Origin of the sequence: Kitasatospora sp. NPDC089509, from assembly GCF_044749365.1 — a bacterium.
GTDB lineage: Bacteria > Actinomycetota > Actinomycetes > Streptomycetales > Streptomycetaceae > Kitasatospora.
In genome coordinates, this window is sequence record NZ_JBIVHS010000016.1 from 96,321 (window position 1) to 115,152 (window position 18,832).

Consider the following 18,832-nt stretch of genomic DNA (forward strand, 5'->3'; position numbering starts at 1 on the left):
GGCTCCGGACGCGCCGGGGCGGGTACGCCCGGGGCGCTGGTCCCTGGGCTCGTCTTCATGGGGATGTCGCTGGCCGTGATCAGCAGTCTCGGCGCCCCGCTGGTGCCGCAGATGGCGCACTCCTACGGGGTGTCGCTGTCCGACGCGCAGTGGTCCCTGACGGTGACCTTGCTCGCGGGCACGGTCGCGACCCCGGTGTTCGGCCGGTTGGGCGACGGCCCGCACCGCCGGACCGCCTCACTGGTGGCGGTGGGCTGCGCGGTGCTGGGCTGTGTGCTCGCGGCCCTGCCGCTGGACTTCCTGGCACTGCTACTGGGCCGGGCGTTGCAGGGAATCGGGGTCGGTCTGGTGCCGCTGGCGATCGCGACCGCCCACGACCACCTGCCCGGTGAACGCGGTGCGCACGCGGTCGGGATGCTGTCGATCACCACTGCGGCCGGGGTCGGGCTCGGCTACCCGCTGACCGGACTGGTCGCCCAGTGGCTGGGTCTGCACGGCGCCTTCTGGTTCGGGGCCGTGATCAGCGCGCTGGCCCTGCTGACCGGTCTGCGGGTCCTGCCCTCCAGCGCGGGGCTGCCGTCGCGGGGGATGGACCCGATCGGCGCCGTGCTGCTCGGGCTGGGCCTGGCGGGCGTCCTGCTGGTGCTCTCCGAGGGCGACACCTGGGGCTGGACGTCCAGGCGCCTGCTGGCGCTCGCGGTCGGCTCCGTCCTGGTGCTCGCTGTCTGGGTGTGGGTCGAGCTGCGGCTGCCCCGGCCGCTGGTCGACCTGCGGGTGGCCCGGCACCGCCCGGTGCTCGCCGCCAACACCGTCATCGTGGTGCTGGGCATCGGGATGTACCTGCTGCTCTCCCTCGTCACCCGGCTGGCGCAGACCCCGACCGACACCGGCTACGGCTTCGGCGCCTCCATCGCGGTGACCGGCCTCGCCCTGCTCCCGTTCTCGGTGATGAGCGTCGCGGCCAACCAGGCCGAGCACGCCCTGGCGCGCCGGATGTCCCCGCAGGGCGTCCTGCTCCTCTCCTGCCTGGTCTTCCTCGCCTCGATGGTGTGGTTCACGCTCCGCCACGGCGCCCTGTGGGACCTCTTCGTGGCCATGGGCATCTGCGGACTCGGGATCGGCTGCGGCTTCGCCGTCATCCCGCAGCTCGTGGTCGACGCCGTCCCGGGGACGGAGACCGGCAGCGCCATCAGCCTCAACCAGGTCCTGCGGTGCGTCGGCTACGCCACCGGCAGCGCGCTCAGCGCCACCGTGCTGGCCGCCCGGACGCCGGCCGGCGACCTCCTGCCGACCGCCGACGGCTACACCCTGGCCGGGGTGTTCGGGATCGTCAGCGGTGTCGCCACCGTCCTGGTGACCGTCGTCCTCGCGCCGCGTACCCGGCCCGGGCCGCCGTCGCCGGAGCGCCGCGCCGCCGCCACGAAGAGCTACCGGGGCCATTGACCGGACCGCCCGTCCGACCGACCGGGCTCAGCGGGCCGCCGGGCTCGGCGCGTCCTTCTCGGCGTCCCTGACACCGCGCGCGTCCGTGCCGGTCCCGGCACGGATGGCGGACGGCGGCCGCACGGCCCGGCTCATCGTCCGGCACCCGGCGGCGGCGATCACCGTGCTGCACAGGCCGAAGGTCACCGGGACCCCGTACGCCATGGGGGTGCCGACCCGGTCCACCGCGAACCCGCCGACGAGCGAGCCCAGCGACACCCCGAGACTGGTGCCCGACAGCAGCCAGGTGAGGCCCTCGTTGAGGCGGGCCTGCGGGACGATCCGCTCCACGAGGGCGTTCGCGATGATGACGTTCGGGGAGATGAACAGCCCGGTCAGCAGCAACTCCGCGACCAGCACCGGCAGGCTCCCGACGACGAGCAGCGGGATCAGGCTCAGAGCCAGCACACCGAGCCCGACGACCAGGTGGCGGGGCGTCAGGAAGCGCCCCCGGCAGGCGCCCATGACCAGGCCGGCCGCACCGCTGGTCACGCCGAATCCGGCCAGGGCGAAGGAGGCCGCCGCCCGGTGGCCGTGCGCGGTGGCGAAGGCGACGGTGATCACCTCGATCGCGCCGAAGACGGCGCCGAAGGCACAGAACACGAGCACCAGCACGGAGAGCCCGGGGTGGCGCACCAGCAGCGAGCCCCGGTGCTCCCGCTCCGCGGGCCGGGCCGCCGGTTCCCCGCCGCGCCGTGCCGTGACGATCCAGGTGCCCGCCACTGTGCAGAGCAGGGCGACCGCCACACCGGCCTCCGGGAACACCTGGGTGGCGAGGGACAGCGCGAGGATCGGGCCGATGACGAAGCTGACCTCGTCGGCCACCGACTCCATCGAGAACGCGGTGTGCAGGCGCGGGCCCTCGCGGTAGCGGGCCTGCCAGCGCGCCCGCATCATCCCGCCGACGTTGGGCAGCACCCCGGCCAGGACCGCCCACGGGAACTGCGTCCACAGGGGCGCGCCGAGCGCGCTGCACAGCAGCAGGGCCACGAGGGCGCAGGCACCGGCCGCGGTGGTGGCCCGGGCCGCCCGGCGCTGCCCGTGGCGGTCGACGGCGCGGGCGACCAGCGGGCCGGCCGCGGCGACGGAGAGCGAGTAGCAGCAGCACAGGGCCCCGGCGAGCGCGTAGTTCCCGGTGCGCTGGCACACCATGCCGACGATCCCCAGACCCACCATCGCGCGTGGCGCGCGGGCGGCGAGGCCCGCGGTCACCAGCAGGCGGGTTCCGGGGACGGCGAAGAGGTCACGGTAGGCGTTGAGCACGACTGCTCCAGCGGTCGGGGTGGTGAGTTGGGGAAAGCGGGGACAGGGGCCCTGGACGCGGCGGGGCCCGGGTGGCCTGTCTGCCAGGCGACCCGGGCCCCTGCTGTCACGGTCGGTGCGGTCAGTACCGGTGGGCGGGACGCCTGCGGGCCGGTCCGTCGTCCGTGGCGTGGCCGACCATGCCTGCGGCCGTCATCGCCAGCACGCAGCTGAGTGCTCCGACGATCACGTTGTTCCAGATCATTCCGGCGGAGGCGTGGTGTCCGGCCGTGACGACCCACGGGGCGATCACCAGGAACAGGCCGGCCGGGATGGCGGCTCGGGCCTGGGCCGGCATCCGGTCCGGTGCGACGGACAGGCCGATGCCGAGCAGGGCGACGGAGATGCCGAGGACGAGGTTGGTGGTGGTCAGTGCGCGGTTGCTCGCGTCGAAGTGGACCATCCACCCGGAGAGGGCCAGGTAGAGGCCGGTCAGGGTGAGGGAGCCGGCGACCGCCTTCGCCTTGGGGCCGTCCAGGACGCGGGCGTACCTGGCCCGCATCTCGGTCACGTCGGGGTGGTCGGACAGGTCGTTGGAGTGGTGGGAGAGGTCGGACATGCGACCCGCCTCCTTCGTTCTGGGCCGGGCGACTGAAAGGGACTCCGCGAGGCGGCCGTTCGCCGCTGGGGGCGGCAGGCGGTCTGCTCCGCGTCGTCCCGATCGACGGTAGGACGGCGGTCCGGTGCCGCGGTTCCCCCGACCGGCCGACGGGGCGGGGGAACCGGCGGTCAGCGTCGAACCCGATGCCGCCGCTCGGGCCGGTTCAGACGCGCCCCCGGGCCAGCTGCCACTCCCGGTGGAACGGCGGCAGCGTCCAGGTCTTGTCGAGGACCTTGGTGCCGAACACGCGCAGGTCGGCGAAGAAGGAGCCGGTGATGTCCAGTCCGCCGTAGAGCGCCCAATCGGCTTGTGCGTCCTCGCCCTTGGCGGTGGCCTTGAGATAGGGCTCGGTGTCGGCGGTCACGCCCACCGACCCGTACAGGCCGAGTGCGACGTGACTGCCCACGCCGGCCTTGGCGGTGGCCGATCCGGTGATCCGCGAGGAGCTGCCCCGGCTCGTCGGGTCGGGGCTGGTCAGGGCGCTCCAGCCGCCGTTCGCGTCGTAGTGGGCGCCGACCCGCAGTTGGCCCTGGGAGTGTTCCTCGGCGTCGACGGTGATCTTTCCGTCGGCGGAGACGTCGTAGAAGTAGTCGACCTTGAGGGTGAGGACGATGGGCACCGGTCCGAGCCAGACGGTCTTGTCGACGTTCACCTCGGCGACCGGGATGTGCAGCGGCCGGTGTCCGCTGCTGTAGGCGGCCGTTCCCTGGGCGTGCAGTTCGATGCTCTGGTCGTAGTCCCCGGTCAGTCCGATCTCGGCCTTGGAGGGGGCTGCGCCGTACCAGTGGGCGCGCTGGTAGGAGAAGAGGAGCCGGGGGTCGAACCGCAGGTGGGCGGTGAGCGCCGAGCTGTGGCCGTCGGTGGGCGTGACCCCGGAGGGCATCGGAACGTCGACATCGAACCGCACACCGGTCGAACCACCGCTGCCCGGAGCGGTGTTGACCTTCCCTCCGGGGGCGGGGCGGACCGAGAGGTCGGCGGCGGTGAGCGGGACGGTCAGGTCCGCGCTCGCGTCGCCCAGTGCGTCGACGAGGTCGGCGGGGCGGGTGTCCACGGTGACCGTGCCGTCGGTGCCGGGGTGGACCCCGGTCACCTTGACGAGCGCGCCGTGGGGTGTCGCGCCGGAGGCGGGACTGGCGATCACGTCCCCGGCCCGCACCTGTCCGGTGTCCTGCGGGCCGTTCCCGCCGTTCCCGCCGGTGAGCTGCGCCCGGCCGTCCGCCTGAAGGTGCACCAGCCGCAGGTGCGGACCGGCGAGTGGTGTCACGGCGCCGTCGGCCCCGGGGCGGAGCACCGTGACCGACTCCGGGTCGGACGGCGGACCGCCCGCCCGCAGCTGTGGCGGCGACCCGCCGGCGGCGGCGACCGCGCCGGTGACCGGGACGAGCACGGAGGCCACGGTGAGGGGTAGGCAGAGCAGGCGGAGGCGGCGGGAGGTCACGATGGTGGGATTCCTTCCACGGGAGGGTCGTTCGAGTCCGTAGGAAGGGAAACCCGGGGGGAACCGGCGGGGCAAGGAGAAAGAATCTCAGGCCGGACAGCGTGCGCCTATCGTCCCTGCTCGGCCCGGGCTGCGGGACGGAGAGGACGAATCGCGGGAGGGCCGGCCTACCGCAGCCGCATGGGGATCGGCAGCTCGCGCACCGAGGAGAGGGCCGTCGTCCGGTCGCCGCCCGGCGTCGTGTGTCGGTGGTTTCGCCGCCCGCTTCCGGCCTCGGAGGCGCCGCAGCCGTGCCCGGTCCTGGTGACCACCAGGACCGGGCACCGGGCGTGCCGCAGGCAGTGTCGGCGGGTGGAGCCGTGGCGTAGCCGGTGGAGCAGCCCGTGGACGCCCGTGCCCAGCACGAGCAGGTCGGTGCTGTGCCGCGAGCAGGCGACCAGGACCGGGCCGGGGTCCGCCCTGAGGACCTGGGGGCAGAGGTCCACCTCGTCCGGGATCCGGGCGAGAACGGCGTCGCAGGCCTCGGCCAGCCGTTTCTCGGCCTCCCGTTCGGCGCGTCGGGCCACTTCGAGGAAGGCGGGGAACAGGGTCGGCTGCGAGGAGTGCAGCGCCTCGCCGCCCGAAAGGTCCCAGGCCAGGACCGGGCACAGCTGGGCGTGGTGGCGGATCGCCTCGTGCGCGGCCCGCTCCAGTGCCGCCAGGCTGCCGGGCGAGCCGTCCACACCGACCACCACGCGCTTCACCAGTACCGACATCGCTCTCTCCCGTCCGTGCGGTTGCGTCTTGAGCGGCCCCGGGGAGGGGTTCGCCGTCGGACGTTGCGCCGTCCGCGGGGCCACTGTCGACGCTACGGACGGGGCAGCGGCGACAGGGTCCTGCGATCGGCCGATCCACCGGGGGAGCCGGCCCGCCCACCGGGCGGTCGGGCCGTGCGCGGGCCACCGGCCGTCAGCCGCGCCTCGCGGGGCCCGCCGGGTGCCACCACACTCCCGTCGTGACGAGCAGGACGAGACCGAGCGCCGCCAGCAGTGACCAGCCCAGGCCGAACGCGGTCATCAGCAGGCCGCCGAGGGCCGCCCCCAGGGGCATCGCCACGACCACGCCGGTCTTGCGCAGGGCGAGTTCGTCGGTCCCGCCGGTCAGCGGGGAGTCCTGGACGAGGGCGATGAGCGTGCCGGTCAGTCCGACGGTGACCGGCAGATCGGGTACGGCCAGGCGACGGACCGTGGCGCACCGCGCACCCATCGCCAGCGCGAGCAGCGCGATGATCGACGTGCGGGTCGCAGGGTCGGTGGCCGGGACCAGGAAGGCGAGCCCGGCGGCGACCGCGAGCACCAGCATCTCGACCGCCATGGCGCAGAAGAACCAGTGCCGGCGCGCCCGCCGTTCGGCCACCCGCCCGGCTCGGGTGCCCACCACGATCCCCGCGGTGAAACAGACGAAGGCCAGCAGCAAGCGGAGGGTGGAGAAGCCCGCCACCCCGCTGACCGACAGGCCGAGGAAGATGGCGTTGCCCGTCATCATCGCCAGGAACACTCTGCCCAGCCCGAGGAAACTGATCGCGTCCAGCATGCCGGTCATCACGGTCAGGGCCACCAGCGCGACGGGCAGCGGATCGTGACGCAGCACGGCCCGGTACCACGACCGTCCGGGCGGAGGACGCACGCCGCTACGTCCCGTCGGGTCGCGGCGGTACCGGGCGGTCGGGTCGGCACACGGTCATGGGCCCACCCTGCGGCCCGTCGTACGCGGCCGCAAGCGGGCCCGGGCCGGGGGAGCGGGGGTCCTCCGGCGCATGGACCGAACGGTGGACACCGCGGGGCGGGAGGAGCGGCAGGCTGGGGGCGACGGACCGGATCGCTTCGGTGTCCGGCCGGTGCGAGGCGTCGGGGGAGTGCGCCCGGAGGGGCACCGGCCGAGAGTCGGGACCCGGATCCGCCTTCCGTTCCACACCCCGGGCGGCGGGCCGCCGCCCTCCCCGAGAGGAGCGAGTTCATGGGGAGCAACCACAGGACGATGCGGTTCGCGGCCGCCGGTGCGGCGGTCGCCGCCACCCTGGGCCTGGCCGGCTCCGCAGCGGCGACCACCACAGGACAGAGCGGGCAGCCGCAGGCCGGAAACGTGCGGCACGCCGTGGCCGGAGCGGGCGACGGCGGCAGCACCTCCGGGCCGACCGACGCCCAGATCCACTACGTGCGGATCGACGGCCGCTGGGTCCCGATCGGCACGGGCGGCAACGCGGTGCCGGCCGAGCACGGCGGTGCCTCCGCCGGGCACGGGGCGTGCTGCGGCCCCGGCCCGCACGGGCACCACCGGCACGGCCCCGCCTGCGTCGCGCCGGCCCACCGGTCCACGGTGCACGCGGCCGTCACGGCCGTCCCGTCGGTGAAGTCGGTGCAGGCCTGGCACCCGTTCCACGTCTCCGGGACCACCAGCGGCATCGCCCCGGGCAGCACCGTCACGCTGCAGCAGGAGCAGCACGGCAGGTTCGTCCCGCTGCCCGCCTCGGTGCACACCGACCACCACGGCGGCTACCGGATGCGGGTGGAGCTGGGTATCAAGGGGGTGAACCACCTGCGCATGACCGTCGGGTCCGTGACCTCCCCGGTCTTCACCGTGACCGTGCGCTGAGACCCATCCCGGCGTCCCCCGTTCGCGGGGGCGCCGGGGGTCTCAGCGCACGGTCACGGTCGGAGCGGAGTCGCGTACGGGGGAGGCCGCCAGGGCGCTGCGGTAGGCCGTCATCGCCGCCGGGACATCGGTGAGGACGGCGTCGGCCCCCAGGGCGGCGGCGGTGGCGAAGTCCTCGCGGGTGTCGATGTCGAAGAACACCACGGTGACGTCCGGGCACTCGTGGAACCCGTCGACGGTCGGCCGGTCCCACAACATCGCGTCCGGCACCTTGCCGGAGCCGGGGCCGAGGGCGCAGCACTCGCCGACGACGAGGTCCCGCCGCAGTTCGAAGCCCGCCCAGGTCCCCGGGGCCGGCGGGTGGGGGAAGCCGCCGCTCAGGCGTGCGCGCAGCAGCCGGGTGCGGGTGGTGCCGCGCGGCTCGAAGGTGCGGGCGTCCGGGTGGGCGCGCAGGGCGTGGAGGTCGGCGTCCCGGGTGGAGTAGAAGAGGAGGCGCGACCAGGTGGGCACGCCCTCGCCCGCCAGGCGGTCCAGCAGCGAGGTCAGCGGTGGGGGCCCGCCGGCCGGAGCCGGCCTGGTGGGGGACTTCAGGTCCAGGACGACGGGCAGGTACGGCGGCAGGGCGCGCAGCGCCGCCTCCAGGGTGGGCAGCGCGGTGAGCGGGTCGTGCGGGGGGTAGGGGACGGTGCCGTTCGGGTGCCGGAAGTGGCGGGCGGCGTCCAGGCGGGTCAGGGCGCGGGCGGTGTGCTCGCCCACCGTGCCGGTGCCGTCGGTCAGTTCCTCCAGCCGGGAGGGCCGGTGGAGCACCGGTACCCGGTCCGCGCTGAACTGGACGCTGAGCCAGAGCAGATCGGCGCCGGCGTCCAGCGCCGTGTGCACGGCGGCCATGGTGTTCTCGGGCGCCTCGCCGGCGCCGCCGCGGTGGGCGATCACCAGCGGTAGGGCGCCGGAAGCGGTCCGGGCACGCACGTTTCGTCGGTCACTCATCACAACCTCCCGGTGGGGACGGCCCGCACCGCCGGTGGGTCGGGTCCTCGTTGAAGGGTGCCGGGGGAGCGGGGTGAAGCGGGTCGGCCGATCGGCCCCCGCACCGGGGGAGAGCCCGACCGAAGGTGGACGAGGCGTCGGCCGGCCGGAGCAGCAGTTCATCCGGCGCGGGGCCCGATCGGCCGACCCGCGCCGCCCCGCGTCACCGGCAGGCTTCGAGGAGGACCGGTGCGTACCCGGGCGCCGGCGGTTCGTCCCCTGGGAGGTTGTGATGTGTGACAGTCGATACGGTGCTGCGCAGGCCGTCGCCGGCGGTGCCGGACCGGGCCGGTCCGGAGGGGAAGGGCCCGCCGGGACGACCGCGGTGACCCGCAGGCGTCGCCTGTTCCGCCAGGACCTGGCCGCCCCGGAGATCCTGATGGTGCCCGTCGCCCACGACCCGCTGTGTGCGCGGATCATCGAGCGGGCCGGCTTCCGGGCCGTGGGTCTGGGCGGCTACGCCAACTCGGCGGCGCTGCTGGGGCTTCCGGACCTTGAGGTCCTCGGCGCGAAGGAGATGGTCGACGCGGCCTGGCGGACCGTCGACGCGGTGGACATCCCCGTCTTCACCGACGCCGACAACGGCTACGGCGATGCCACGAACGTCGCCTGGACCGTGCGGCAGCTCGAACGGGCCGGTGTGGCGGGCCTGTTCGTCGAGGACCAGCCGCTGCCCAAGCGGTGCGGTCACATGAACGGCAAACGTGTGGTCCCCGTCGAGGAGATGGTCGCCAAGATCCGGGCGGCGGTCGACGCCCGCTCCGACGGGGAGATGCTGATCATGGCCCGCACGGACGCGCTGGCGGTGCACGGCATCGACGACGCCATGGCACGGGCCCACCGCTACATCGACGCCGGAGCGGACGCCGTCTTCGTCGAGTCGCCGACCACCGAGAAGCAACTGCGGCGCATCGCCGGTGAGATCACCGCCGCGCGCGGCATCCCCACCATGGCCAACATCATCCCCGGTGGCGCCACCCCGCTGCTCACCGCCGGGGAGCTGCAGGGGATCGGGTTCTCCATGGTGATCTATCCCACCGTCGCCTCGTACACCATCGCCCGTGCCGTCGCCGACGTCGTCACCGGCCTGCTCGCCACGGGCGACGTGTCGGCCCTGGCGGCGGACATGGTGGACTTCGGGCAGTTCAACGAGCTCGTCGGGCTGGACCGGATCAGGGCGAAGGAGCGGGAGTACCTCCACGGCCCCGGCGGCGACGGGCGGAGTGACTCCTCCATGGTCGACCGGCTTCCGGCGGACCCGGCGTCCTGCCCCACCCACGGCGGAGGCGGACGATGACGGAATCCCCGGTCACCCTGATCACCGGGGCCAGCAGCGGGATCGGTGCCGCTACGGCCCGGTTGCTGCTGGGGCTCGGTCACCGGGTCGCGGTCACCGCGCGCGGGGAGGAGCGGCTCCGGCGTTTCGCCGAGGACCTCGCCCGCCCCGAGGCGGTGCTCGCCGTGCCCGGGGACGCGAGCGAGCCCGCGGAGGTGCGGGCGGCCGTCGCAGCCACTGTGGAGCGCTTCGGCCGGCTGGACAACGCCGTGGCCAACGCGGGCTTCGGCGCGGCCGGCACGCTGGCCGACGGCGACCCCCGGCAGTGGCGCGCCATGGTGCTCACCAACGTGCTGGGCCCCGCTCTGCTGATCAACGCCGCGCTGCCGGAACTCACCCGCACCCGCGGCCGGATCGTGCTGGTCGGCAGCGTCGCCGGGCAGGTCACCATGCCCGGCAACCTCTACGGCGCCACCAAGTGGGCGGTGACCGCCCTGGCCGAGAACACCCGTCGCCTGGTGGCCGGATCCGGTATCGGCGTCACCCTCGTCGCTCCCGGCCGGGTCGACACCGACTACTGGGACCGGCCCGGCGGCACACCCCGACCGGACGACGCCCCGATGCTGACGGCCGACCAGACCGCCGCCTCGATCGTCTGGGCCCTGACCCGGCCGCCCGGCGTCGACGTCACCGCCGTGACGATCCGACCGACCGGCCAGGAGATCTGAACGGACGGGGAGGGGCCCGGGTGGCCTGTCTGCCAGGCGACCCGGGCCCCTCCATCGCGGCCGGGGTACGTCAGTACCGGTGGGCGGGGCGTCGACGGGCCGGTCCGTCGTCCGTGGCGTGGCCGACCAGTCCGGCCGCCGTCATCGCCAGCACGCAGCTCAGTGCCCCGGTGAGCACGTTGTTCCAGATCATCCCGGCCGAGGCGTGGTGTCCGGCCGTGACGACCCACGGGGCGATCACCAGGAACAGGCCGGCCGGGATGGCGGCCCGGGCCTGGGCCGGCATCCGGTCCGGTGCGACGGACAGGCCGATACCGAGCAGGGCGACGGCGATGCCGAGGACGAGGTTGGTGGTGGTCAGTGCGCGGTTGCTCGCGTCGAAGTGGACCATCCACCCCGAGAGGGCCAGGTAGAGGCCGGTCAGGGTGAGGGTGCCCGCCACCGCCTTCGCCTTGGGGCCGTCCAGGACGCGGGCGTACCTGGCCCGCATCTCGGTCACGTCGGGGTGGTCGGACAGGTCGTTGGAGTGCTGGGAGAGGTCGGACATGCGACCCGCCTCCTTCGTTCTGGGGTGTGCGGCTGAAGTGGCCTCCGCTGTGCGGTGGTTCTCCGCCCGGGGACGGCGGACGCCCTGCGCGTCGCCGTCCCGACCGACGCTAGGACGGCGGTCCGGTGCGGCGGTTCCCCCGACCGGTCGACGGGGCGGGGGAGCCGTTGCCCGGTCGGGGGAACCGCCGCACCGGTGGACACCCGGTTCCCCCGGCGGGAGGGCCGACCGGAGGAAGCCGGGGCGAAGGGGCCGGAGCGACGGTGGACGACGGCGGGACCGGATCGGGGGGCCGGACGTCGCCAGGGGGTGCCGTCGGGTGGAGTCCGTGCGTGCTCTGGCCACCCGACGGCAGCCTCGCCCCGGCACCTGCCCCGGCCCCCGCCACCCGCTCCGCCGCTCGGTCGCACGACCGTGCCACCGACGGCGAACCACCGTTCTCCCGAAGGGAATTCACCCATGACCAGCAAGGCGAGCACCATGCGAATCGCGGTCGTCGGCGGCATCGTCGCGACCACCGTCGGCCTGGCGGGATCGGCCGTCGCCGCCACCCCCGGGCCGCACCCGGACCGGCATGCCGCCGCCGTCCCGGCCGCCCCGGCGGTGCCGAGGGCGTCCGCCCCCGCCGTCCCGGAGCCGACGGCCCCGGCGGTGCCGAAGGCGTCCTCCGCGACGGCGGTGGCGCACCCGGCGATCACCGCGAAGCCGTCGACCCACTCGGTGCGGGCCTGGCACCAGTTCCGGGTGACCGGCACCACGAGCGGCATCGCGCCGGGCAGCCTCGTCACCCTGCAGCAGGAGCAGCACGGCAGGTTCGTCTCCCTGCCTGCGTCGATGCACACCGGCCACCGCGGCGCCTACGACCTGAGGGTGGAGCTCGGCATCAAGGGCCCGAACGACCTGCGCATCATCAGCGGGAACACCGCCGCGTCCCCGGTCTTCACGGTCACCGTGCGCTGATCCGACCCACCGGGCGGCGCCGGACGCCGGCCTTCGAGGGCGAAGTCCTCAGGGCCGGTGTCCGGCAGCGCAGTTCGGGTGACGGAGGTCTTACGGCTGTTCCGGGGTGTAGGTGGTCACCCCTGCTGGGGGAGGGGGCCCAGGAGTCTGGCGGTGTAGGCGGCGAGTTGGGCCCGCAGCCGCTCGCGGGGCACCTGTTCGTGGCCGGCCAGGTACTCGACGAGGTCGGCGCGGGTGGCGGCGAGCAGGGCGTGCGCGGTGAAGGCGCTGTCAGTGAGCCCGGGGATCTGTTCCAGCACGGCTTGCAGCGTGCGGTGCCAGCGGTCGTAGTGCGCTGCCCGGTAAGGGCTGTCGCTGCTGCCGGCCGACTCCAGGGCCAGGGCGAGGTGGCGGTTGTCGAGCTTGAAGCACAGCACGGCGTCGAGGAGTGCGGGTACCCGTTGCAGGGGTGGGGCGCCGGGCCCGAGGGGTGGCGGGCCTGCCTCGATCGCGATCCTGACCGGTTCCAGCCGCGCTTCGTAGAGGGCGTGGATCAGGCCGGTGCGGTCGCCGAAGCCGCGGAAGAGCGTGGCCTTGCCGACGCCGGCGGCGGCGGCGATGTCGGCCATGGTGACGGCCTCGGGGCTCTCGCAGTGCGCGAAGAGGTCGTCGGCGGCCGCCAGGACGGCCTCCCGGTTGCGGGCCGCGTCCTTGCGCGGCCGGCGCTCGGCGACGGGTTCCACGGATCCTCCGGTTGTGAAGCGGACCGCCGGTCCGTATTGTCGAGCCCGTAAGCGGACCCGCGGTCCGTATCGTACGGGATGGAGCACCCATGACCATCGGCCCATCGGCGACGGACGTCTTCCGTCACGGCCTGCGACTGCTGCTCGACAAGGACGACGCCGGCCGGATCGGCCTCTGGCACGAGGACGGAGCGCTGGAGTTCCCCTTCGCGCCGGACCCCGCGGCCGACTTCACGAGGAGCGCCCGATGAGCACGGCCCGCGCCACCCTGGTCATCGGCGCCACCGGCACCACCGGCAGCCGCGTCACCGCCCGTCTGGTCGCCCGCGGGCACCGGGTCAAGGCCGCGAGTCGCCGCGCCACCCCGGTGGCCGGCGCCGAGGCGGTCCGCTTCGACTGGCACGATCCCGCGACCTTCGCCGCCGCCCTGAGCGGCACCGACCGGGTCTACCTCGTCCCGCCGATCGGCGCGATGGAACCGGCCGCCGTCATGCTGCCCTTCCTCGAACAGGCCCGCGCCGCCGGGGTGCGCCGTGCGGTGCTGCTCAGCTCCTCGGCGATCCCCGCCGGGGGCCCGGCCACGGGACCGGTCCACCGGGCCCTGCCCGAGCTCTTCGAGGAGTGGGCGGTGCTGCGGCCCTCCTGGTTCATGCAGAACTTCACCGGCGACCACCCGCACGCCCACAGCGTGCGGACCGACGGTGTCCTGCTCACGGCGACCGGCGAGGGACGGGTCGGCTTCGTCGACGCCGACGACATCGCCGCCGTCGCCGTGCACGCCCTGACCGACCCGCAGGCCCCCGACACCGACCTCGTCCTCACCGGGCCGCAGGCCCTGAGCTACGCCGACGTCGCCGTGATCCTCGCCGAGGTCACCGGCCGGCCGGTCGTCCACCGGCGGCTGACCGACGAGCAGATGCGCGAGCACCTGACCGGCACCGGCATGCCCGCCGAGTTCGCCGCCATGCTCGCCGCGATGGACCGCGCCATCGCCGAGGGCGCCGAGGACCGCGTCACCGACACCGTCCAGCGCCTCACCGGCCGCCCGCCGCGCGGCTTCCGTTCCCTGGTGGAACAGGAACCGGCATGAGACGCCCGCCCCGGCGCTCAGGGCCCGACCGGCCACGGACACGAGGCCGCCGGCCGGGACCAGACGCTCCGACTCCGTCCGTCGTGGCACCAGGCGCCTGCCGGGGCGCCGGTGTCCGGGCCCGGCGTCGCGAACAGCGGCACCCCCGGGGACGGGGTGAGCGCGCCGGCGCAGGCCGCGTACGGAGGGTCGACGCCGAGGCAGCCCGTCGGCCACCTGTCGGGAGCGGGCCGAGGCCGTGAGCGGCTGAGCAGGTGCGAGAAATCGGCCGGTTGCTGGGGTACGCCGCTGCAGCTCTCGCTGAGTTCACCGGTCGTCGGGCAGGCCCGGTCGCGGCCGACCGACCAGAAGGCGAGCAACTGGATGCCCTTGTCGTCGGCGAAGGCGGCCAGGGTCCTGGCGTCCTCGGCGGAGAAGACCTCGTTGGTGAAGTCGTTCACCCCGATCCTCGGGGTGTTGCCCTGCATCCTCCACAGCTCGGCGGTCGTCTTCTCGGGCCAGATCTGCGCCATCTGTTCGAGGAGTCCCTCGGCAGCCTCGACGGCCGCACCGCCCATGTCCAGGTCGGGGCCGTAGTCCATGGTCATGATGTTGACCACGGAGACGGTGACGCCCCGCTCCTTGGCGTTCCGCAGCAGCCGGACGGCGTCGGGTGACAGGCCGTCGGGGTTGACGGGAAGCGTGTAGTGCACGTGCAGGGTGCGGCCGATGGCGGCGTACTCGCGCTGCAGCGCGGCCACGGCCTGGTCCCGGCGATCGACCGAGACGGTGTCGTCCACCGCGGCGCCCTCGACGTCGAAGTCGATCCTGGTCAGGTCGAGTGCGTCGACGACCCGCCGGTAGGCGGCCTTCAGCGCGTCCACCGAGTCGCAGGCCCGGGCGAGTTCGGTGCCGAATCCACCGCCGAACGAGACGATGACATCGCCGCCGTCGGCCCGCAGCCGGCTCACGGCGCTCGGCCACCCCTCCTCCGTCACCGGGATGGTGCCGTCGAACGCGCCGTTGCAGCCGCCGTCGCTGAGGACGAAGCCGAGCGTGAAGTAGTCGAGCCCCGTGGCCCGGTGGGCCTCGGTCAGGAGGTCCCCCGAATCCCAGGTCCCGAGGAACGGGGCGGTGTAGCGGGGCGGGAAGCCCGGGCCCGGCAGGGTGTCGGCGCGCCCGGAGGAGGGGGCGGCCAGCACGGTGGCGGCGGCGAGCAGCAACGGAACGAGGCCCGAGGCCAGTTGGGAGGTGCGGCGCATCGATGTCCTCACGTTCGGACCGACCGGGAACCTGCCGCAGCACAGTACGGACGCCCTCTCCACGACTGCCCCCGAACCGCTGCGCGGCGGCCCCCGTTCCCCCGTCCGGAGCATCCGGCGGCTCAGAGCGAGGTGTCGTGGTGGCCCGCCTGCTCCCTCCGGTGGCGGGGGAGCCGGTGGGACTCGACCGGGCGTCCGTCGACGAGGTGTTCGGTGACGATGCGGCCGGCGACGGCCGGGTCGACGCTCCCGTACCAGACGTCGTCCGGCTGGACGGTGACGACCGGGGCCTGGTTGCAGGGGAACTGGCAGCCGGTCTGGGTGACCAGTACGTCGTCGTCGCCGAGGCCCTGCGCCGCCAGTTCCCGTACCAGGGCGCGTGCGCCCTCCTCCGCGCCCAGGGCCGTGCAGCGCGGGCCCCGGCAGACCAGGACCTGGTGCCGGTGGCCGGTGACCTCCTCCCAGGCCGCGGAGGTGAGGCCGGGCTCCGAGCCGGTGACGGCCTTCGTCGCCGCGGCCACCGTGGCGACCGCGTCCGGCGAGTCGGCGAGACGGGTCGCGACGAGGAGTTCGGGGCGGTGGCCCGCGCGTTCGCGCCACCAGTGTGCGGCGATCCGCCGCAGCCAGGACTGGGCCGGGCCGGAGCCCGCGAGGCGGACGCCGACCAGGACCACGGTCTCGGTGCCGGCATCGGCCAGCCTGGTCAGCTCGGCGGACAGGGAGGGGTCCGCCTGCTGCAGGAAGGCGATCGAGGCCCGGTGCGCCGCCGCCGTCCGGAGCAGCTCGTCACGACGGACGGCCTCCCCGATCGACATGCCGACCAGGACCACGGCGGCGCGAGGGGAGAGGGGGGTCATGGCGAAGTCCCTTCGGGGAGCAGTCCGTTCCACCGGATGTGCGGCCGGTCGTGCCGGGGGTGGCGTTCCACGGTGGCGTCGACGCCGTAGACCCGGGCGATCATGGCGGAGGTGAGCACCTCGGAGCTGGGCCCGTGGGCGACCAGCCGGCCGTCGCGCAGGACGGCGACCTCGTCGCAGTAGGCGGCGGCGAGTTCGAGGTCGTGCAGTGCGGCCACCGTGGTGATGCCCAGCCCGCGGACGGTTTCGAGGAAGCCGAGCTGGTGGCGCAGGTCGAGGTGGTTGGTGGGCTCGTCGAGCAGGAGCACGCCGGGCTCCTGCACCAGCGCCCGCGCGAGCTGGACCCGCTGCCGCTCGCCGCCCGACAGCGTCGGCCAGGAGCGGTCGAGCAGGTGGCCGACGTCGGCCGCGGCGACGGCCTCGGCGAGCACGGACCGCTCGTGGGCGTCGGCGGCGGAGTTCGGCGGCACCGGCCAGCGGCCCCGGTGCGGTGTGCGTCCGAGTTCGATGACCTGACGGACCGGCAGCGCCAGCCGGGTGTCCGCCTGCTGCTCCATGAAGGCCACCTGGCGTGCGCGTCGGCGGGCGGTGAGCGCGTGGAGGTCCGCGCCGTCCAGGAGGACCCGTCCCGCGCTCGGCCGGGTCAGTCCGGCGACCGCGCGCAGCAGGGTGGTCTTCCCGGCGCCGTTGGGCCCGAGCAGGCCGGTGATCCGGCCGGGGCCGAACGCGACCGAGACCGCGTCCAGGAGGGTGGCTCCGCCGATCCGCACGCCGAGGTCCTCCGTGCGCAGGTCGACGGGGGAGGTCACGGTCACAACGCCCTCCCGTCGGCCCGCCCCTGGCGCCACAGCAGCCAGGCGAAGAAGGGCGCTCCGAGCCCGGCCGTGATGACGCCGACGGGGATCTCCCGGTCGGGGAGGACCGAGCGCGCCAGGACGTCGCTGCCCACCAGGAGGGACGCGCCCACCAGGGCCGACACGGGCAGCAGCAGGGCGTGCCGCGGTCCGCAGACGAGCCGGACCAGATGGGGGACGACCAGGCCGAGGAACCCGATCACGCCGGTGTTGGCGACCAGGCACGCGGTCACCAGCGCGGCGGTGGCGATCAGCAGCCAGCGGGTGCGGTCGACGTGGACGCCGAGGGAGCGGGCGGCGGTCTCGCCGAAGGCGAAGGCGTCCAGGTCGCGGGCCGAGGAGGCGAGGACCGTGACGCCGATCAGCGCGACCGCGACCAGGAACACGGCGGTGGGCCACCGCACGCCGGCCACCGAACCCAGCGTCCACTCCATGACACCGCGCGCCGCGTTGCGGTCCCCGAGGACCATCACGACGAACGAGGTGTAGGCCCCGCACAGCTGTCCCACCGCGACGCCGGCCAGCACGGTACGGGAGCTCGGCAGCGAGCGGGTGCGCGCGCCGGCCAGGGCCAGCACGACGACGGTGGCGAGCAGGGCGCCGGCGAAGGCCGCCAGCGCCACCGCGCCGGTGCCCACGGCGCCGGACACGCCGACGCCGAGCACGATCACGGTGACCGCGCCGACGGCGGCTCCCTCCGAGATCCCGAGCAGGAAGGGATCGGCCAGGTCGTTCCCGGTCAGCGTCTGCAACACCGCACCGCAGACCGCGAGGCCGGCGCCGGTGGCGGCCGCTCCCAGCACCCGGGGCAGCCGCAACTGCCAGACGATCTGGTCGTCCAGCAGGGTCACGTGCGGGTCGGCCAGCCCGAGCCGGCGCACCACGACGTCGATCACCGTCCGGACCGGCTCGGGCTGCGAGCCGACGGCGAGGCCGAGGAGCACGGTGGCCAGGAGCAGGGCCGCACCGACGGCCAGGGCCGCCGTCGCGCGGCCCCGACCTGCGGGCCGCACGACGGCGTGGGGTGCGGTGGTCATGAAGCCGGGTGCAGTTGACCCAGTCCCGCGGACACCTTGGCGGCGCCGTCGGCGAGCAGCACGCCGGGAGTCGACTCCGAGAACGGGACCACCACGAAGGCCTTGCGCTGAACGGCGCCGAGCTTGCTCAGCACCGGGTCCTGCTCCAAGTAGTCGATCTTGGACTGGGCCGTGTCCCAGCTCGCGTCCGCGAGGACGATGGCGTCCGGGTCCGCCGCGACGACCTTCTCCCAACTCACGTTCTGCCAGCCGCCGGGCAGGTCCGCGAAGACGTTGCGGGCGCCCACGGCGTCCAGCACGAGCTGCGGCCCGCCGTGGCCGGCGCCGACGAACGGCGTCTTGGTGTCCGAGTCGAACCACAGGACCTTCAGGTCCTTGCCCGCGGCCGTCGCCTTGAACTGGGCCAGCTGCTGCTCCTGCTGCTGCTGGATCGCGGCGGCCCGGTCCTGGACGCCGAAGACCTTGGCGACGTCGGTCAGTTCGCCCCACACCGACTGCCAGGTGGTCGGCGCCACCTTGCTCTTGTCCGAGCAGCCGAACGGGGACACGTACGACGGGATGCCCTGGCCCTGCAGTTCCTCCCGGGTGCCCGCGACCTTGTCGGAGAACGCGCTGGCGTAGGAGGAGTACAGGAAGTCCGGACGGGCCGCGAGGAGCTTCTCCTTCGTCGGGTACTTCTCGGAGAGCACCGGGACTGAGTCGTAGGCCGCCTTCCACTTCTCCGGAATGGAGTCGTCGAGGTAGGCGGTACCGGCCATCCGGGACTGGAGGCCGAGGGCCAGGGCCACTTCGGTGGCACCCTCGTTGAGCGTCACCAGCCGGGCGGGCGGTGCGCCGACCGTCACGGTGGTCCCGCAGTTGTCCACGCTGACCGGCGCGGCGCTGCCGGTCGCCCCGGCGGAGGTGCTGGGCGCGGGGGCGCCGGTGCAGGCGCCGAGCACGCCGGTGAGCAGGAAGGCCGTGGCGGCCGCCCGGCCGACGCGGATCGGACCGGTGGGACGTATCGGACTCATGGGACGTACGGAACGTATGGATCG

At 74.4% G+C, this 18,832-nt stretch carries 20 protein-coding genes; 7 read left to right on the forward strand and 13 right to left on the reverse strand.

The window, feature by feature from the left end; all coding sequences use genetic code 11:
• Positions 1-57 precede the first annotated feature (57 nt).
• Positions 58-1,443, forward strand: coding sequence for an MFS transporter (locus ACIP4P_RS28855; RefSeq protein ID WP_400923338.1), 1,386 nt, complete (start codon positions 58-60; stop codon positions 1,441-1,443).
• 27 nt (positions 1,444-1,470) lie between these two features.
• Here the strand turns inward: ACIP4P_RS28855 and ACIP4P_RS28860 are convergent, their stop codons facing one another.
• From ACIP4P_RS28860 to ACIP4P_RS28880, 5 genes are all read right to left on the reverse strand, one after another.
• Positions 1,471-2,745, reverse strand: a complete 1,275-nt coding sequence (locus ACIP4P_RS28860; RefSeq protein ID WP_400923340.1) for an MFS transporter — start codon at positions 2,743-2,745, stop codon at positions 1,471-1,473.
• A 121-nt stretch (positions 2,746-2,866) separates the two neighbouring features.
• Positions 2,867-3,343 (reverse strand): SPW repeat protein, encoded by a 477-nt coding sequence (locus ACIP4P_RS28865; protein ID WP_400923342.1) that lies wholly within the window; start codon positions 3,341-3,343, stop codon positions 2,867-2,869.
• Between the two features lie 205 nt (positions 3,344-3,548).
• A complete protein-coding gene (locus ACIP4P_RS28870) occupies positions 3,549-4,826 on the reverse strand; it encodes a hypothetical protein (RefSeq protein WP_400923344.1) in 1,278 nt (425 codons plus the stop codon).
• Between the two features lie 167 nt (positions 4,827-4,993).
• A complete protein-coding gene (locus ACIP4P_RS28875; RefSeq protein ID WP_400923346.1) occupies positions 4,994-5,581 on the reverse strand; it encodes a universal stress protein in 588 nt (195 codons plus the stop codon).
• A 193-nt stretch (positions 5,582-5,774) separates the two neighbouring features.
• Positions 5,775-6,455 carry a YoaK family protein gene (locus ACIP4P_RS28880; protein ID WP_400923348.1) on the reverse strand — a complete coding sequence of 227 codons (681 nt, stop codon included), beginning with the start codon at positions 6,453-6,455 and terminating at the stop codon, positions 5,775-5,777.
• A gap of 366 nt (positions 6,456-6,821) precedes the next feature.
• On the opposite strand from ACIP4P_RS28880, the gene ACIP4P_RS28885 reads away from it, so the two are divergent.
• On the forward strand, positions 6,822-7,457 hold the full coding sequence (locus tag ACIP4P_RS28885; RefSeq protein ID WP_400923350.1) for a hypothetical protein: 636 nt from the start codon (positions 6,822-6,824) through the stop codon (positions 7,455-7,457).
• A 42-nt stretch (positions 7,458-7,499) separates the two neighbouring features.
• Here the strand turns inward: ACIP4P_RS28885 and ACIP4P_RS28890 are convergent, their stop codons facing one another.
• Positions 7,500-8,444 (reverse strand): glycerophosphodiester phosphodiesterase family protein, encoded by a 945-nt coding sequence (locus ACIP4P_RS28890; protein WP_400923352.1) that lies wholly within the window; start codon positions 8,442-8,444, stop codon positions 7,500-7,502.
• 364 nt (positions 8,445-8,808) lie between these two features.
• On the opposite strand from ACIP4P_RS28890, the gene ACIP4P_RS28895 reads away from it, so the two are divergent.
• Both ACIP4P_RS28895 and ACIP4P_RS28900 read left to right on the forward strand, forming a co-directional pair.
• A complete protein-coding gene (locus ACIP4P_RS28895) occupies positions 8,809-9,780 on the forward strand; it encodes an oxaloacetate decarboxylase (RefSeq protein ID WP_400923354.1) in 972 nt (323 codons plus the stop codon).
• Entirely contained in the window at positions 9,777-10,487 is a 711-nt protein-coding gene (locus tag ACIP4P_RS28900) for an SDR family oxidoreductase (RefSeq protein WP_400923356.1), read from the forward strand. Before ACIP4P_RS28895 ends, ACIP4P_RS28900 begins: the two co-directional genes overlap by 4 nt.
• A gap of 70 nt (positions 10,488-10,557) precedes the next feature.
• Here ACIP4P_RS28900 and ACIP4P_RS28905 read toward each other — a convergent pair whose 3' ends face one another.
• Positions 10,558-11,034 (reverse strand): SPW repeat protein, encoded by a 477-nt coding sequence (locus ACIP4P_RS28905; RefSeq protein ID WP_400923358.1) that lies wholly within the window; start codon positions 11,032-11,034, stop codon positions 10,558-10,560.
• A gap of 459 nt (positions 11,035-11,493) precedes the next feature.
• Here ACIP4P_RS28905 and ACIP4P_RS28910 point away from each other — a divergent pair, with 459 nt between their 5' ends.
• A complete protein-coding gene (locus ACIP4P_RS28910) occupies positions 11,494-11,994 on the forward strand; it encodes a hypothetical protein (protein ID WP_400923360.1) in 501 nt (166 codons plus the stop codon).
• Between the two features lie 116 nt (positions 11,995-12,110).
• Here the strand turns inward: ACIP4P_RS28910 and ACIP4P_RS28915 are convergent, their stop codons facing one another.
• On the reverse strand, positions 12,111-12,716 hold the full coding sequence (locus ACIP4P_RS28915; protein ID WP_400923362.1) for a TetR/AcrR family transcriptional regulator: 606 nt from the start codon (positions 12,714-12,716) through the stop codon (positions 12,111-12,113).
• An 89-nt stretch (positions 12,717-12,805) separates the two neighbouring features.
• On the opposite strand from ACIP4P_RS28915, the gene ACIP4P_RS28920 reads away from it, so the two are divergent.
• Both ACIP4P_RS28920 and ACIP4P_RS28925 read left to right on the forward strand, forming a co-directional pair.
• Complete coding sequence (locus tag ACIP4P_RS28920) at positions 12,806-12,967, forward strand: hypothetical protein (RefSeq protein WP_400923364.1); 162 nt, start codon at positions 12,806-12,808, stop codon at positions 12,965-12,967.
• The gene (locus ACIP4P_RS28925) at positions 12,964-13,806 is read left to right on the forward strand and encodes an NAD(P)H-binding protein (RefSeq protein WP_400923366.1); all 843 of its coding nucleotides are present in this window, start codon (positions 12,964-12,966) and stop codon (positions 13,804-13,806) included. Before ACIP4P_RS28920 ends, ACIP4P_RS28925 begins: the two co-directional genes overlap by 4 nt.
• A gap of 17 nt (positions 13,807-13,823) precedes the next feature.
• On the opposite strand, the gene ACIP4P_RS28930 is transcribed toward ACIP4P_RS28925, so the two are convergent.
• The 5 genes from ACIP4P_RS28930 to ACIP4P_RS28950 form a co-directional block, all read right to left on the reverse strand.
• Complete coding sequence (locus ACIP4P_RS28930) at positions 13,824-15,047, reverse strand: chitinase (RefSeq protein ID WP_400923368.1); 1,224 nt, start codon at positions 15,045-15,047, stop codon at positions 13,824-13,826.
• Positions 15,048-15,169: 122 nt separating this feature from the next.
• Entirely contained in the window at positions 15,170-15,904 is a 735-nt protein-coding gene (locus ACIP4P_RS28935; RefSeq protein WP_400923370.1) for a (2Fe-2S) ferredoxin domain-containing protein, read from the reverse strand.
• Positions 15,901-16,719 carry an ABC transporter ATP-binding protein gene (locus tag ACIP4P_RS28940; protein WP_400923372.1) on the reverse strand — a complete coding sequence of 273 codons (819 nt, stop codon included), beginning with the start codon at positions 16,717-16,719 and terminating at the stop codon, positions 15,901-15,903. Before ACIP4P_RS28940 ends, ACIP4P_RS28935 begins: the two co-directional genes overlap by 4 nt.
• Positions 16,716-17,795, reverse strand: coding sequence for a FecCD family ABC transporter permease (locus ACIP4P_RS28945; protein WP_400923374.1), 1,080 nt, complete (start codon positions 17,793-17,795; stop codon positions 16,716-16,718). The genes ACIP4P_RS28940 and ACIP4P_RS28945 overlap by 4 nt, the downstream gene beginning before the upstream one ends.
• Positions 17,792-18,808 (reverse strand): ABC transporter substrate-binding protein, encoded by a 1,017-nt coding sequence (locus ACIP4P_RS28950; RefSeq protein WP_400923376.1) that lies wholly within the window; start codon positions 18,806-18,808, stop codon positions 17,792-17,794. Before ACIP4P_RS28950 ends, ACIP4P_RS28945 begins: the two co-directional genes overlap by 4 nt.
• Between the last annotated feature and the right edge of the window lie 24 nt (positions 18,809-18,832).

Coding starts and splice junctions, on each gene's coding strand:
- ACIP4P_RS28945 (WP_400923374.1), bottom strand. CDS start 17,795: ATGACCACCGCACCCCACGCCGTCGTGCGGCCCGCAGGTCGGGGCCGC.
- ACIP4P_RS28855 (WP_400923338.1), top strand. CDS start 58: ATGGGGATGTCGCTGGCCGTGATCAGCAGTCTCGGCGCCCCGCTGGTG.
- ACIP4P_RS28890 (WP_400923352.1), bottom strand. CDS start 8,444: ATGAGTGACCGACGAAACGTGCGTGCCCGGACCGCTTCCGGCGCCCTA.
- ACIP4P_RS28900 (WP_400923356.1), top strand. CDS start 9,777: ATGACGGAATCCCCGGTCACCCTGATCACCGGGGCCAGCAGCGGGATC.
- ACIP4P_RS28910 (WP_400923360.1), top strand. CDS start 11,494: ATGACCAGCAAGGCGAGCACCATGCGAATCGCGGTCGTCGGCGGCATC.
- ACIP4P_RS28925 (WP_400923366.1), top strand. CDS start 12,964: ATGAGCACGGCCCGCGCCACCCTGGTCATCGGCGCCACCGGCACCACC.
- ACIP4P_RS28950 (WP_400923376.1), bottom strand. CDS start 18,808: ATGAGTCCGATACGTCCCACCGGTCCGATCCGCGTCGGCCGGGCGGCC.
- ACIP4P_RS28930 (WP_400923368.1), bottom strand. CDS start 15,047: ATGCGCCGCACCTCCCAACTGGCCTCGGGCCTCGTTCCGTTGCTGCTC.
- ACIP4P_RS28875 (WP_400923346.1), bottom strand. CDS start 5,581: ATGTCGGTACTGGTGAAGCGCGTGGTGGTCGGTGTGGACGGCTCGCCC.
- ACIP4P_RS28885 (WP_400923350.1), top strand. CDS start 6,822: ATGGGGAGCAACCACAGGACGATGCGGTTCGCGGCCGCCGGTGCGGCG.
- ACIP4P_RS28905 (WP_400923358.1), bottom strand. CDS start 11,034: ATGTCCGACCTCTCCCAGCACTCCAACGACCTGTCCGACCACCCCGAC.
- ACIP4P_RS28935 (WP_400923370.1), bottom strand. CDS start 15,904: ATGACCCCCCTCTCCCCTCGCGCCGCCGTGGTCCTGGTCGGCATGTCG.
- ACIP4P_RS28865 (WP_400923342.1), bottom strand. CDS start 3,343: ATGTCCGACCTCTCCCACCACTCCAACGACCTGTCCGACCACCCCGAC.
- ACIP4P_RS28920 (WP_400923364.1), top strand. CDS start 12,806: ATGACCATCGGCCCATCGGCGACGGACGTCTTCCGTCACGGCCTGCGA.